This window comes from Pseudomonas sp. P110(2024) (assembly GCF_057480795.1).
This window is the reverse complement of record NZ_JBLIYT010000016.1, coordinates 24,472-38,438: the sequence shown is the minus strand read 5'-3', so window position 1 is coordinate 38,438 and position 13,967 is coordinate 24,472. Positions and strand designations below refer to the sequence as shown.

At 64.7% G+C, this 13,967-nt stretch carries 10 protein-coding genes; 4 read left to right on the top strand and 6 right to left on the bottom strand.

The features are described 5' to 3' along the window. Positions 1 to 3 precede the first annotated feature (3 nt). The 3 genes from cobN (at position 4) to AC25ND_RS22750 (ending at position 5,434) form a co-directional block, all read left to right on the top strand. Entirely contained in the window at positions 4 to 3,765 is a 3,762-nt protein-coding gene (gene cobN / locus AC25ND_RS22760; RefSeq protein ID WP_062360320.1) for a cobaltochelatase subunit CobN, read from the top strand. A gap of 2 nt (positions 3,766 to 3,767) precedes the next feature. Next, the gene (locus tag AC25ND_RS22755) at positions 3,768 to 4,766 is read left to right on the top strand and encodes a magnesium chelatase ATPase subunit I (protein ID WP_062360318.1); all 999 of its coding nucleotides are present in this window, start codon (positions 3,768 to 3,770) and stop codon (positions 4,764 to 4,766) included. Positions 4,767 to 4,867: 101 nt separating this feature from the next. Further along, positions 4,868 to 5,434, top strand: coding sequence for a vWA domain-containing protein (locus AC25ND_RS22750; protein ID WP_182323987.1), 567 nt, complete (start codon positions 4,868 to 4,870; stop codon positions 5,432 to 5,434). Between the two features lie 103 nt (positions 5,435 to 5,537). On the opposite strand, the gene AC25ND_RS22745 is transcribed toward AC25ND_RS22750, so the two are convergent. Beyond that, positions 5,538 to 5,804 carry a hypothetical protein gene (locus tag AC25ND_RS22745; RefSeq protein WP_028690802.1) on the bottom strand — a complete coding sequence of 89 codons (267 nt, stop codon included), beginning with the start codon at positions 5,802 to 5,804 and terminating at the stop codon, positions 5,538 to 5,540. Between the two features lie 333 nt (positions 5,805 to 6,137). Between AC25ND_RS22745 and AC25ND_RS22740 the strand changes: the two genes are divergently transcribed. Further along, on the top strand, positions 6,138 to 7,463 hold the full coding sequence (locus AC25ND_RS22740; RefSeq protein ID WP_028690803.1) for a sigma-54 dependent transcriptional regulator: 1,326 nt from the start codon (positions 6,138 to 6,140) through the stop codon (positions 7,461 to 7,463). Positions 7,464 to 7,469: 6 nt separating this feature from the next. Here AC25ND_RS22740 and AC25ND_RS22735 read toward each other — a convergent pair whose 3' ends face one another. From AC25ND_RS22735 to AC25ND_RS22715, 5 genes are all read right to left on the bottom strand, one after another. After that, positions 7,470 to 9,665: an LTA synthase family protein gene (locus AC25ND_RS22735; RefSeq protein ID WP_486976595.1), complete on the bottom strand. Its 2,196-nt coding sequence runs from the start codon at positions 9,663 to 9,665 to the stop codon at positions 7,470 to 7,472. Between the two features lie 129 nt (positions 9,666 to 9,794). After that, on the bottom strand, positions 9,795 to 11,075 hold the full coding sequence (locus tag AC25ND_RS22730) for a hypothetical protein (RefSeq protein ID WP_486972403.1): 1,281 nt from the start codon (positions 11,073 to 11,075) through the stop codon (positions 9,795 to 9,797). A 45-nt stretch (positions 11,076 to 11,120) separates the two neighbouring features. After that, positions 11,121 to 11,858, bottom strand: coding sequence for a hypothetical protein (locus tag AC25ND_RS22725; protein ID WP_028690806.1), 738 nt, complete (start codon positions 11,856 to 11,858; stop codon positions 11,121 to 11,123). A 33-nt stretch (positions 11,859 to 11,891) separates the two neighbouring features. Next, positions 11,892 to 12,572: a C39 family peptidase gene (locus AC25ND_RS22720; RefSeq protein WP_062360316.1), complete on the bottom strand. Its 681-nt coding sequence runs from the start codon at positions 12,570 to 12,572 to the stop codon at positions 11,892 to 11,894. A 62-nt stretch (positions 12,573 to 12,634) separates the two neighbouring features. Further along, positions 12,635 to 13,948, bottom strand: a complete 1,314-nt coding sequence (locus AC25ND_RS22715) for a hypothetical protein (RefSeq protein ID WP_062360314.1) — start codon at positions 13,946 to 13,948, stop codon at positions 12,635 to 12,637. Between the last annotated feature and the right edge of the window lie 19 nt (positions 13,949 to 13,967).

Here is a 13,967-nt window from a genome sequence, read left to right as displayed (position 1 = left end):
TCCATGCACCTGCTGCGGACCCAACCCGGCGGCTTCGTGCCGGACGACAGCATCGCCGACCTCGGCCAGACCCCCGCCGACCTGGTGATCCTCTGCAGCGGTGATTCACACCTGGCGCTGCTCGCCGAAACCGCCGAGCAGCTGCCGGCGCACTTTCCCAGCGTGCGCCTGGCCAACCCGATGCAGGTGCAGAACCATGCCTCGGTCGACGTGTATGTCGACCAGGTGCTGCGCCATGCCAAGGTGATCCTGGTGTCGCTGCATGGCGGCGTCGGCTACTGGCGCTATGGTGTCGAGCAACTGGTCGAACTGGCGGAGCGTGGGGTCGAGCTGATCCTGGTGCCCGGCGACGACCGCCCCGATCCTGAGCTTACCGACCTGGGCACGGTCCGCGGCGAACAGGCCGAGCGCCTCTGGCACTTCCTGCGCCAGGGCGGCAAGGCCAACGCCGTTAACCTGTTCAACTGCCTGGCCAGCCAATGGCTGGGTTGTGATTACCCATGGGATGAGCCGCAGCCCTTGCCGCGCACGGCGGTCTATCACCCGGCCAAGGCCACGGCGCGCCTGGAGGACTGGTACGCCGAGTGGAATCCGGAGCATCCGGTGGCGCCGTTGCTGTTCTACCGTTCGCACCTGCAGGCGGCCAACACGGCGTTCATCGATGTGTTCTGCCAGCGCCTGCAGGCCTGCGGGCTGAATCCTTTGCCCATTGCCGTGGCCAGCCTAAAGGAACGCGCCTGCCTGGACCAGGTCGAGGCTTGGCTCGACGAGGTGCAGGCCGAGGTGGTGATCAACACCACAGGCTTCGCCCTGTCCAGCCCCGAGCAACCCAACCTGCGTCCGCTGCGCCGCGATGTGCCGGTGCTGCAGGCGATCTGCGCCCAGGACAACCAACCTGGCTGGGAGCAGAGCGAGCAGGGCCTGGGCGCCCGCGACCTGGCGATGCACATCGCCTTGCCGGAACTGGACGGGCGTATCATCACCCGGCCGGTGAGTTTCAAGGACCTGGCCTGGCGCAGCGAGCGCAGCCAGTCCGATGTGGTCTGCTACCGGGCCCACCCCGAACGCATGGACTTCGTCGCCGAACTGGCACGGCGCTGGGTGACCCTGGCGCGCCTGGACAACCAGGAAAAGCGCGTGGCCCTGGTGCTGGCCAACTACCCGACCCGCGACGGGCGCATCGGCAATGGCGTCGGCCTGGACACGCCGGGCGCGGCGCTCAATATCCTTGAGGCCCTGCAGGCGCAGGGTTACCCAGTGGCTGGCCTGCCTGAAACCGGCACTGAGCTGATTCACCAGTTGCTCGGCGGGGTCACCAACGACCTCGACCATCTCGACCAGCGCCCCTGCGCCCAGAGCCTGGCCCTGGCCGACTACCAGCGCGCTTTTGCCGCCTTGCCCGAGACCAACCAACGCGCCGTGCTGGAGCGCTGGGGGCCGCCCGAGCAGGACCCGATGTTCCGCAGTGGGCGCATGATGGTTGCCGGCCTGCGCTACGGCCTGACCTTCGTCGGCATCCAGCCGGCGCGGGGCTACCAGGTGGACCACAGCGCCGTATACCACGACCCGGACCTGGTGCCGCCCCATGGCTACCTGGCGTTTCACTTCTGGCTGCGCAACGGCTATGCCGCCGACGCGGTGATTCATGTGGGCAAGCATGGCAACCTGGAATGGCTGCCGGGCAAGGGCGTGGGCCTGTCCGCCGAGTGCTGGCCGGATGCCTTGCTCGGCCCGTTGCCCAACATCTACCCATTCATCGTCAACGACCCGGGCGAGGGCGCCCAGGCCAAGCGCCGCACCCAGGCGGTCATCATCGACCACCTGATGCCGCCGTTGACCCGTGCCGAGACCTACGGCCCGCTGCGCCACCTGGAGCAACTGGCCGATGAATACTACGAGGCGCAGTTGCTCGACCCACGCCGTGCCCGCGAGCTGCAACGTGACATCCTCGAACTGGTCAAGACCCACCATATCGACCGCGAACTGCAGCTCGAAGGCCAGATGGAGGACGCGGCGGTCTGGCTGCCGCGGCTGGACACCTACCTGTGCGACCTGAAGGAATCGCAGATCCGCGACGGCCTGCACGTGTTCGGCCAGTCGCCGCAGGGGCGTTTGCGCAGCGATACGCTGCTGGCGTTGCTGCGGGTGGCGCGGGGCGATGGCAGGGGCGGTAACGCCAGCCTGATCCGCGAGCTGGCCAAGGCGTTGGCGCTGGGCTTCGATCCGCTGGATTGCGACCTGGGGCAGGCCTGGGAAGGGCCGCGCCCGAACCTGCTGACGCAACTCGACGCCAGCCTCTGGCGAACCTGTGGCGATACTCGCGAGCGCCTGGAGTTGCTGGCGTTGTCATTGATCGAGCAGGCCTTGATGGGCACGGTGGCGCTGCCGGACGAGGCGCAATGGGAGGCGGTGCGCGCGGTGCTGCGCACGCTCATCGAGCAGGTCGCGCCCGACCTCGATGCCTGCGGCGGCGCCGAGATCGATGGCCTGCTGGCGGCCCTGGCCGGGCGTTTCGTCCCGGCCGGGCCCAGCGGCGCGCCCAGCCGCGGCCGCCTGGACGTGCTGCCCACCGGGCGCAACTTCTATACCGTCGATGTGCGCAACCTGCCCACCGCCACGGCCTGGCGCCTGGGGTTCGCCTCGGCCAACCTGATCCTTGAGCGCCATCTGCAGGATCACGGCGATCACCTGCGCCAGTTGGGCCTGTCGGTGTGGGGCACGGCGACCATGCGCACCGGCGGCGACGATATCGCCCAGGCCATGGCGCTGATGGGCGTGCGCCCGGTGTGGGCCACCGGCAGCCAACGGGTCGATGACTTCGAGATCCTGCCGCTGAGCCTGCTCGACCGGCCGCGGGTGGACGTGACGCTGCGGGTATCGGGCTTTTTCCGCGATGCCTTCGGCAACCTGATCCGCCTGTTCGACGCCGCCGTGCAGGCGGTGGCGGCGCTGGACGAACCGGACGACCAGAATCCACTGGCCGCGCGGGTGCGCGCCGAGCGCCAAGCGCTGCTCGAGGCCGGAGTCGAGGCCGAGCAGGCAGCGCGACAGGCCGGTTGGCGGGTGTTTGGTGCCAAACCTGGCGCCTACGGGGCGGGTGTGCAGAACGCTATCGATGGTCGCCTGTGGCACAGTCGCGACGATCTGGCCGAGGTCTACCTCAACCATGGTGGCTACGCCTACGGCGTCGCTGACGAAGGCACCCCGGCCCGCGCCGCGTTCGTCCAGCGCCTGGCCCAGGTCCAGGCGGTGCTGCAGAACCAGGACAACCACGAGCACGACCTGCTTGACTCCAACGATTACTACCAGTTTCAAGGCGGCATGCTGGCGGCTGCCGAAACCCTGGCCGGCACCTCGCGGGCCAGCTACCACGGCGACCACAGCCAGGCCGACCGGCCCCGGGTGCGCACCCTCAAGGAAGAACTCAACCGGGTGATCCGTGCCCGGGCGCTCAACCCCAAGTGGATCGACGGTGCCAAGCGTCACGGCTATAAAGGCGCGTTCGAGCTGGCGGCCACGGTCGACAACCTGTTCGCCTTCGACGCCACCACCCACCTGATCGACGATCATCATTACCAAGGGCTGGCCGATGCCTATGTGCTCGACCCGACCACCCGCGATTTCATGCGCGAGCACAACCCCGAAGCCCTGCGCGACCTCACCGAACGCCTGCTGGAAGCCCAGCAGCGCGGGTTGTGGCAGGAGCCGGGCGACTATCGTGAAAGCCTCGAGCAGCAGTTGCTCGCCGGCGAGGAAGACAGCTGAACATGAGTGAACCCGTGCAATTCCCCCTGGCCGCCGTGGTTGGCGCCGACGACCTCAAGCTGGCCCTGTGCCTGACCGCCATCGACCCGAAGATCGGCGGCGTGCTGATCGAAGGCCCGCGTGGCATGGCCAAGAGCACCCTGGCCCGGGGCTTGGCCGATCTGCTTGGCGACGGTCCGTTCGTGACCCTGCCGCTGGGAGCCACCGAGGAGCGCCTGGTTGGCACCCTCGACCTGGATGCCGCCCTCGGCCAGGGCCAGGCACGGTTCTCGCCGGGCGTGCTGGCCCATGCTGACGGTGGGGTGTTGTACGTCGATGAAGTCAACCTGTTGCCCGATCCCCTGGTGGACCTGCTGCTGGATGTGGCCGCCAGCGGCACCAACCGCATCGAGCGCGACGGCATTTCCCATCGGCATGCCGCCCGCTTCGTGCTGATCGGCACCATGAACCCGGAGGAGGGCGAGCTGCGTCCGCAGTTGCTCGACCGTTTTGGCCTCAACGTGGCCCTGGAAGGTTTGCCAGCGCCGCAGGCGCGTCAGCAGATCATTCGGCGCCGGCTGGCCTTCGACAGCGATCCGCAGGCGTTCTGCGAACTGTGGGCCGAGCAGCAGGCGGCGTTGCGCGAGCGCTGTCGGTCGGCGCGTGAGCGCTTGGCATCGATCGCCCTGGACGACCAGGCCCTGGCCTGGATTACCGAACGCTGCTTCGCCGCTGGCGTGGACGGCCTGCGCGCCGACTTGGTCTGGTTGCGCGCAGCGCGGGCCCATGCCGCCTGGCGGGGTAACGCGGTGATCGAGGAGGCGGATGTGCAGGCGGTTGCCGAGTTTGCCCTGCGTCATCGGCGCCGCACCGAGGCGCCGCCACCCCAGGCCACGTCGGCTGGCGGGCAGGCGAGTGCGCAGGAGGCGCCGGGCGGTCAGGGCGACTGGGGGGCATTGCCTGCCCAGCCGGTGGCCACGGGGGCTCGGCGCGAGGTGCCGAACTGGGCAAAAAAGCCCTGAGCATCCGCTCGCGCCATGATCGGGTGGCGGATGCCAGGCCTCGCGTCGGCCATTTGACGGGGTCTTCCCGGGGCCGCCCGCGCACCAGCGATAGCGGGCGTATCGCCTGGTTGGCGACTTTGCTCAAGGGCCGGCCACGCCAGCGCCGCGACTTGTGTTGGCAGCAGCGCCAAGCCCTGGCGCCGGAATTGTGGCTGGTGATCGTCGATGCCTCGGCGTCGACCCGGCGCAATCAGGCACTGGCCCAGGCCAAGGGGCTGCTGGCCGGGTTGTTCGATGAGGCCTACCGTCAGCGTGCACGGCTGGCCTTGCTGACAGCCAGTGGCAACCGACCGCAATGGCAACGCCATGGCCTGAAAGCCTCGGCGGCGTTACAGCCCTGGTTGCAGGCGCTGGGGGCGGGCGGTGGTACACCGTTGCCGGCGGCACTGGAGGAGGCACGTCAGTGGTTGTTGGCCCGGCGCAAGCGCTTTCCCCATGAAACCCAGCGCTGCCTGGTGTTGACTGATGGCCGCCTGCAACAGGGTGCGGCGTTGCAACCGCTACCTTGCAGCACATTGCTGGTGGATATGGAAACAGCGGCGGTGCGCATTGGCCGGGCACGCCAACTTGCCGAACAACTGCAGGCCGACTATCGGCATATCGAGCAGTTCGCGGTGATCAAATAAGGATGTAACTGCGACAGGATGTCGCAATTGACCAAGTTATCCCCGAATGTGGGGAAACTTGCACAAGTGCGTGGTGGCCACGCACTTGCAGTACCGTGCTCTTTTACTTCGGCATCGACCAGGGTTGCAGGTCGTAACCTTTGCCGGACAGTTCGGCGCGCACTTCCTCGATCAGGCTGGCCCATTGCGCGGGGTCGGAATAGACGCGCGAGGACACTTGCTTGCTGCCGATACGGGTGCTGGTCCGGTCGATCACTGCCAGGCTCAGTTCACCAGTACCGTTAGGGGCATCCCAGGCTACGCACTGGAAGGGTTCGAAGGCGTGGTCGGCGATCAGCAGTGCTTCGTTGACACGGAGCGGGGCGTTCATGGTTCGGTCTCTCTCATGGTCCCAAACAGCGAAATAAAGTGCCGCGGTGTTATTCCACAAAAGTGTACAGCGCGGGGTTATTCGTACTGATGCTCCAGGTCAGGGTTCAAGTCACATGACCGTTGAAAATTTTTTAAATCGGCGATGTTTCCCTACCTGTCCATCGCGCATAAGACGGTAATCGAGTTGGAAAATTCCCGGCGTGGCATGCGCAGTTCTTACCGGGCTGACCAACGGTAGTGGGGAGCGTCAAGTTCATTGCTACTGTTAATTCGGGCGTCGCAACTGACTGTTTATAGATAAAAAACCAAAATCTGGCGCCAAGGAAAGGTCATGCTCGATACCGCATCCCTGCGCCGCTTGCTGATCGTCGACCCCTGCGATGATTGCCACCGCCTCTTGCCGGGCCTGCGCAGCGTCGGCTGGGATGTGCGAAGTTGCACGCTCGAGGCTGCGATGGAGCAGCCCTGCGATGTGGGCCTGGTACGACTGCAAGCCTCGCACCTGCTGCACCCCGAGGCGGTCAAGGACCTGATCAAGCGCAGCAACACCGAATGGATCGCCGTGCTCAGCGCCGAAGAATTGCGCCTGCAGAATGTCGGCGATTTCGTCTGCGAGTGGTTTTTCGATTTCCACACCCTGCCGTTCGACGTCTCGCGAGTGCAGGTTACCCTGGGCCGCGCCTTCGGCATGGCGCGGCTGCGCGGCAAGGGCACGGTGCGGGTGGACGAGCCCGAACACGAACTGCTTGGAGAGAGCCGTCCGATCCGTGAGCTGCGCAAGTTGCTGGGCAAGCTGGCGCCGACCGAATCGCCGGTGTTGATCCGGGGTGAAAGCGGCACGGGTAAGGAGTTGGTGGCGCGTACCTTGCATCGACAATCGCAACGGCGCGACAAACCGTTCATCGCCATCAACTGCGGCGCCATCCCCGAGCACCTGATCCAGTCCGAGTTGTTCGGCCATGAAAAAGGCGCGTTCACCGGGGCGCACCAGCGCAAGGTGGGGCGTATCGAGGCGGCCAATGGTGGCACCCTGTTCCTTGATGAGATCGGTGACCTGCCGTTGGAGTTGCAGGCCAATCTCCTGCGATTTCTACAGGAGAAGCACATCGAGCGGGTAGGGGGCAATCAGCCCATCGCGGTGGACGTCAGGGTATTGGCGGCGACGCACGTGGACTTGGAGAAGGCCATTGCGCTGGCACGCTTTCGCGAGGACCTGTACTACCGGCTCAATGTCCTGCAGGTGGTGACCGCGCCGCTACGTGACCGGCATGGCGACCTGTCGATGCTGGCGAGCCATTTTTCCCAGTTCTACAGCGCCGAGACGGGGCGCCGGCCGCGCTCGTTCAGCGAGGGCGCCTTGGCGGCCATGGGGCGCCACGATTGGCCCGGCAATGTTCGTGAGCTGGCCAACCGGGTGCGCCGCGGCCTGGTGCTGGCCGAGGGCCGGCAGATCGAGGCGCAGGACCTGGGCCTGCAGGAGCTGCAGGAGCAGGACCAGCCGCTGGGCACGCTGGAGGACTACAAGCATCGGGCTGAGCGACAGGCGCTGTGCGATGTGCTGAACCGGCACAGCGACAACCTGAGCATCGCGGCCAAGGTGTTGGGCGTTTCCAGGCCAACGTTCTATCGGCTGTTGCACAAGCACCAGATTCGCTAGCTGACCTCAGCTCGACTGGGCAAGATGCCCGTCCGCCAGCTCATCCACCATCTCCGGCTCATCTGGCAGCGCGGTAATCACGCTGAAATCGCTGACTTCCACCTCGCCCCCGCCATACCCCAGCAGATGGAAGGAAAACGCCTTGCGCACGGTTGGGTTGTCGAAGTCGAACGCCATTTCCAACGGTTCATCAGCCGTCACGCGGATCTCTTCGGGCAGCCCGAGCTGCACGTCCTGCTCCAGTTCCTTGGCCTTGAGGCGGATATACGCCGCATGCCGGGGATCCAGCGCCCGCACCTTCAGTCGCACACGGGTACGCGACCCCTCGGGCATCTCCAGGTATTGCGCGCCGATCAGGTTGTCCGCCCAGTCATCCTTGATGCGCTCAGCCAAGGCGATGGGCGAGGGCCCACCGAACTGGTAGCGCAGGTTGAGCGGGGTCTGCAGCAGCGACTGGTCGAGGTTGGCGGCCAGCAGATTGAGTTGCGGTCCTAGGCTGTCCTCGCCACGGCCAAGGAACTGGGCCTGGTCCGCAATGAATCCACTGCTGGCATAGCGCCGACAGCGTTGCTGGAAGTCGCACTCGCTGAGGGTGCCCTGGCCGTCGTGGTAGCGCAGCATGCCGTTGGTGTAGGAGATCATCTCGCGGCCGCTGTCGTAGTCGCGGTACAGCGAGCGTCCGCCCAGGGCTGCCGGAATCGGCAGGGCGAAATAGTCGAGCAGGGAGGTGCTCAGGTCAATGTGGCCGTAGGTGCCCTGCTTGAGCCTGGGTAGCTGGGCCTGCTCCGGCGCCAGTGTGAGGTTGAAGCCCCAGGCCGAGGCCAGGCGCACGCCATCGATGCCGTGCGACTCGTCCGAGGTGACGATCACCAGGGTGTCTTGCAGCACGCCCTGTTTCTCGAGGCTGTCGAGGAAGCCACCCAGTGCATCGTCAAGGTAGGCCACTGCGGCCTGCTTGGGCGTATCGAAGCGTTGCAGATAGGCATCAGGCGCCGAGTAGGGCTGGTGAGTGCCGACCGTGAGCAGGGTGAGCATCCAGGGTTGTGGTTGCTTGCGCAGCTCGCCGACATAGTCGAGCGCGCCTTCGAAAAAGGCGCGGTCGTCCTTGCCCCAGGGGAATTCCAGGTAGTTGTCGTTGGCGAACCACTCTTGGCCATGCACCGCGTCGAAGCCGATATGCGGCATGATTCGGTCCTTGGCCATGAAGCGCAGCCCAGCGCCCTGCAGGTAATGGGTGGCGAAGCCGGCCTCGCGCAGTTGGGCCGGCAGGCACGCCTGGTTGCGCTGCTGCTGGGTCAGCAGTTCGACGCCCTTGGGCGTGCCGTTGGCCAGCTTGTCGTAGTCGCCGCAGAGCATCGCGTAGAGCCCGCGAATGGTCTGGTGGGTGTGCAGCACATAGTCAGGGGTGTTCATGCCGCGCTCGGCCCACTGGCTGAGCCGCGGCATCAGCTCCTGTTGGAAGCGGCTGCCGAGTGCCTCGCGGTTGGGGCGCAGGTAGGCGCCGGGGATGCCCTCGACGGTGATGATCAGCAGGTTGCGCGCCTTGCCCGGGGCGTCGAGCAGCTTGGCGCCATTGAGGTCGGATTGGGTCAGGCCGGCGCTGGACAGCGCCGTGACAGCCGGCACATGGCCCATGCCACGCAGGGCCTGATGCTGTAACTTGCCCATTGCTGCCGACAGCGCCTGGTGGGTGAGGCCGTACTGTCGCCACTGGTCGGCGTCCGAGGGCGCCAGTTGCTGGCCGCCCCAGTGCAGGCCGAACAGCGCCACAGGCACGGCCCAGAGACACCGTGGCAAGGGTGCGCCGGCAGGCGACCGCCATACGCTCGTCAGCCATATGCCAAGGCCTGCGACCAGCAGGGCAGGCAGCCAGGCATGGGCGAGGGCGCCGGCGGTGGAGTTCTCCATGAACTGCGGGTCGACCAGATAGGCCAGGTCGTCGACCGTGGGCAATCGGCCGACGGCACTGACCAGCTCGGCGGATGCCACCCACAGGCCACCCCAGGCCAACAGCAGCGGCAAGGCCAGCCACCAGGAGCGACGATGGGCAAGCAGCAAAAGCAGGCTGCCGATGGCGAGGTCCGATAGGTAGCCGAAGGGGTTGGACCAGCCCAGCAGGGTGCGCGCGGTCAGCGGAATCACCAGCACCAGGATTGCCAGCGTGGCAAGGCGGGCGCGAGGGTGACCGAGCAGGTTGTTCACGAAACTTTCCTTATTGCCATTAAGTCGTCACAAAACTGTGCGCGATGATAACAGGCCGATGCCGGGAAAGTTGGACGCTACAAAACCGGTAACCAAATCCCGGGCCCTGGATCGGGCCCGGTTGGTGGCTCAGAAGTAGTAGGGGAATTTCAGGCTGAACGAAAAGTCCGGTGCATCCTCGGTCAGTCCGATGGACAGGTTGGGGACGATGGTCAGGTTGTCGGTGGCGGCGAAGGTCAGGCCGACGTTGAAGTTGGCGGCGTTGTAGTCGCTGTTGGTGATCGACTGCCAGTCGCCGCCATCGGGCTTGATCTTGCTCTTGCGGGCAAACTGGTCGGTGACCGAGAACGACATGCTCATCCGTTCGTTCAGGGCAAAGGCGATACCGCCGCCGATCTGCCAGGAGTCACCCAGTTTCACGTCACCTTTGACCTTGCTGTTGACCTGGGGGCTGATGTCGCTGAACGAATCCTGCATGTTGTAGGTGTAGGACAGGCTGGCGAACAGCACGGCCGGGTCGAAGGTCTTGACCAGCGAGATACCCGGCGTGATCGCCCAGACGCCGTTGCCGGTCGGCAGGCTCTCGGGCACCGACAGGTTGTTGTTGGTAGGGTCTTCGACCAGCTTGATGCCATAGGGGTCCTTGCCGGTAGGGGCTTTGACCCGCAGGGTGACGACTGCGTCGGGCAGGTTCTCCGACTCGTCGAGGAACTTGTAGGCCACGCCAACGTTGACGTCGCCGATGGTCGGGTCGCGGGTGACCGTTGCATCGGAGGTGACCGGCCCGGCACCACCGGCGCCGCCGGAGGAATAGGTCGATTCGCGATAAACGATGGGTACGTTAATATCGAACTGCCAGCGTTGATCCACGTTGTAGCGGGCGGTCAGGTCCAGGGTCCAGTTGTCCGCCTTGATCCGGTCGAGGTTGATGTTGCCGAGGAAGATCGAGTCGAGGGCGAGGAAACCATTGAGCGTCAGCGCACGGGTATCGTAGTGCGTGTAGGTAATCCCGGTCTCGACGCTGAACTTGCCGCCACCGAAGAATCCACTGGCCTCGTCATACAGGTTGGAAACGCTTTGCGCAGGTTCCGAATCATCCTTGAGCGACTGGCCGTAGGAGCTGCCACTGCTCCCCGGAGCACCGGAAGCCACGGTCTGCGCGCCTTTGGCCGGTGTCGAGGGTGACTTGGTGAGTCGCTTGGGCGGGGGTGCCGCCGGGGTTTCCTCGACTTGACGGACGCGCTGCTCAAGCACCATCAAGGCATTCTGCTGGGCTTCGTAACGTTGTTTCAGCTCGCGCAGTTCTTGCTTCAGTGCCTCGACCTGAGGGTCCGGAGCTGCGTAAAGCATTGTCGCAGGGGCCAATGTACTCAAACAAACTACAGCTCTGAACGTCAACGATCGTTGCATGGGTTAGCCGTCCCTTCTGACTACAAAGATGAGACTCAGCGTAGATCAGTATCCGAGTGCGCGAAGACCTTTGAGCTGGTCAAGATTGCCGTTCAGCGCGGCGGCGGGCACATGGTCGCGCAGCACGACGTTCAGCGAGGTGAGGTTGCTGACCTGGTTGCCGCTGCCGAGCAGCGTGGCGTTTTGCATCAAGCCGCCTTGGGCGATCTGCTGCAGGGTGCTGCCCTGGTTGTTGTTGGCCACCACGTTCAGCTGCACGCCCGTTCCGCTCGCAGAGACGCTCAGGGAGCCGGCAGCGTTGCTGCCGACCAGTGTGGAACCGGCGGCAAGCAGTTGGCCTTGCTGCGGCGTTTCGGGCACCTGGTTGGCCTTGGTGACGCTGATGTCGACGTTGTTGTTGGCCGTGTTGTTGTCCCCGGCCGCGCGCACGACCTGAGTTACGCCGACGGTGGTGTTCAGGCCTGCGCCACCGGTAATGGTGCCGGTGCCCTTGGCGCTGGACGAGCCGGTGCCTTTCTCGTCGATCATGGACACATAGAACTGCGGCTTGATGGTCGACTGTTGCACCTGCATCGAGGTCCTGGCGCCGATGACATCGCCGTTGGCGTTCTGCCAAGTGCTGGTCATCACCACGCCGAAGCTGATGATGCGCCCTGGCAACACATAGCGACCGCGCAGGTTCGCCAACTCCTGATCCTTCAGTTCAATGGGCTTGAACGTCTCTGCCTGGATGGGCAAGGCGGTGGCCAGGCAGATCAGGGTAAGCCAGGCTGCAGTCTTCATGGGATGCTCCCGACGCGTTGCGCTCGATTATCGTTAGAAGAAGTCGCTGCGAATGAAGCCGAAGTCCATCAGTTCGGCGTCCTTGACCGGGGTGAAGGAATTGATGCGATCCTTGGCGCTCAGTGGCAGGGGCGGGTCGAGCAAGGCATTGGTCTTGTCGTAGCCCTGGCCGATCACGGCGAAGATGATGCCGTTCCAGCCCTTGAGGAAGTCTTCGACCTTGTAGCGTTTGTGGCCGAGCACCGGGTCGCCGATGTAGACCCAGCCCTTGTCGACCCGTTGCAGGACCACGAAGTGCTTGTAGCCACGGATGTCCATCAGCACCACCACGGGGATGCGCACGCTGCTCAGGGTGTCGGCGGCGACCCGGTAGCCGCGGGCTCGCATGCCGAGGCTTTCCACGTAGCGTTTCATGTCGAGCATCGAGAAACCCTGGACCTTGACCAGTTCCTGGTCGGCGTGGGCCAGCATGCCCTCGATGATCGTGTGTTCGTCCACGTCCAGCCAGTAGGCCTGGCGCAGGATGGTTGCCAGCGCCGCGGCGCCGCAACTGAAATCGGTCTTCTGTTGCACCAGGTCGGCGAACTTGCGCTCGCGAATGCTCTGGATGGGCTTGTAGATCACCGCGCCCCCCGGCAAAACCGAAAGCGGCATCTGCGCCGCTTCGCTGTAACTGGCCATGCACAGCAAAAACGCCAAGGCGATCATACGCATGGTCGTGCCCCCCGATCCTGTTGAGGAAAGGCCCCCCGAAGGGGGCCTCAAGGTCACAGCTGTCAGAACGAGGTGTTGGAGATGGCCAGCGAGTTGCTTTGCTGGTTGCCCACACCGGCTGCCACGTTCACGCCGAGGTTGCCGCTGCCGCCATTCACCGAGCCACTCAGGGTGGCGGTGTTGGTCACAGGGTTGGCCCAGCCGGTAGGCGTCAGCACCTGGAAGGACACGGTGTTGCTCAGGTCGTACGAGCTGGATTCGCTGTAGCTCTTCGAGCCGGATTTGGACGATTCGTTGGAGGCGCTGCCCGACTTCTCATAAGAGGAGTCGTAGGCTTTCTCGAACGCAGAGTCGCGGGCTTTTTCGTACGAGGAGCTGGAAGACTTCTCGTGCGACTTGTCATACGACGCGTCGATCGAAGCGCTCAGCGAAGCATCGAACGAGTCGGTGCGGCTGCGTTCGTGGCGACCGAAGTCCTGGGTATGGGTCACGCTGCCATTGGCCGAGGCATCCAGCGAAGCGTTCAGAGAACCGCTTGCCGAAGAGCTCGATTCATGGCTGCGCGAACCACTGGCGCTGGAGCTGTTGGAACCACTGGCATTCCAGCTGTTCGAACCTGCAGCATCCCAGCTCGACGAGGCGCTGCTGTCCTTGCTGTAGCTGGAGTCCTTGTCGTACGAGGCGCTGCCGCTTCTGGTGGTGGTCAAGGTCAGCGTATCGACCCGATAGGTGCGGTCGGCGCTGTTGTTCACGACCAGGCCTGGGCCGTTCTGGTCGGCGGAGGCTGTAGCGGTGGCGTTACCCAGTGGCGCATTGGAGTTGGCAATGGCCATGGTGTTTTTCTGCTGGTTCAGGTCGCCACCGGCAATGTTGATGCCCATGTTGCCGCTGCCGTTGTTGCCCGAGCCGCTCATGACGCCGGAGTTGGTGACACCGTAGTTGTTGACCTTGTTGTTGTTGCTGTACTGACGCACGTCGGCGGTGGCCGAGGCGGAGCCGAACACGAAGCTGTTGTCCAGGCTCGAGTCGGCACCGGCATTGGCGATGGCGGCGGCGTTGTCCTGCTGGTTGCCGGCGCCGGCTGCCACGTTGACACCGACGTTGCCGCTGGTGCCGGAAGCCGAGCTGCTCATTTCGGCTTCGTTCACGGTGCCTTCATTGTTGATGCGGTTGTTGGTGCTGCTTTGCTTGTCCCAGGCATTGGCGGTTGCATACACCGGGATCTTGGTAGGAGGAGGGGTGTGATGACCGTTGTTGTGGCCGTGGCCATTATTGTGTCCATGGCCACGCGGATCATTCTGCCCAGCTTGTACAGCCACAGCCATGATCGCAGCAATTGCGAAAACCAGAGGCTTGAGTGCCATCGAGGGTTTCATGGTGGTTCTCCGTACTTTA

Bases quoted from the DNA above. Each gene is read 5' to 3' on its own strand.
- cobN (WP_062360320.1), top strand. From the start codon at position 4: ATGCACCTGCTGCGGACCCAACCCGGCGGCTTCGTGCCGGACGACAGC.
- AC25ND_RS22755 (WP_062360318.1), top strand. From the start codon at position 3,768: ATGAGTGAACCCGTGCAATTCCCCCTGGCCGCCGTGGTTGGCGCCGAC.
- AC25ND_RS22745 (WP_028690802.1), bottom strand. From the start codon at position 5,804: ATGAACGCCCCGCTCCGTGTCAACGAAGCACTGCTGATCGCCGACCAC.
- AC25ND_RS22740 (WP_028690803.1), top strand. From the start codon at position 6,138: ATGCTCGATACCGCATCCCTGCGCCGCTTGCTGATCGTCGACCCCTGC.
- AC25ND_RS22730 (WP_486972403.1), bottom strand. From the start codon at position 11,075: ATGCAACGATCGTTGACGTTCAGAGCTGTAGTTTGTTTGAGTACATTG.
- AC25ND_RS22725 (WP_028690806.1), bottom strand. From the start codon at position 11,858: ATGAAGACTGCAGCCTGGCTTACCCTGATCTGCCTGGCCACCGCCTTG.
- AC25ND_RS22720 (WP_062360316.1), bottom strand. From the start codon at position 12,572: ATGCGTATGATCGCCTTGGCGTTTTTGCTGTGCATGGCCAGTTACAGC.
- AC25ND_RS22715 (WP_062360314.1), bottom strand. From the start codon at position 13,948: ATGAAACCCTCGATGGCACTCAAGCCTCTGGTTTTCGCAATTGCTGCG.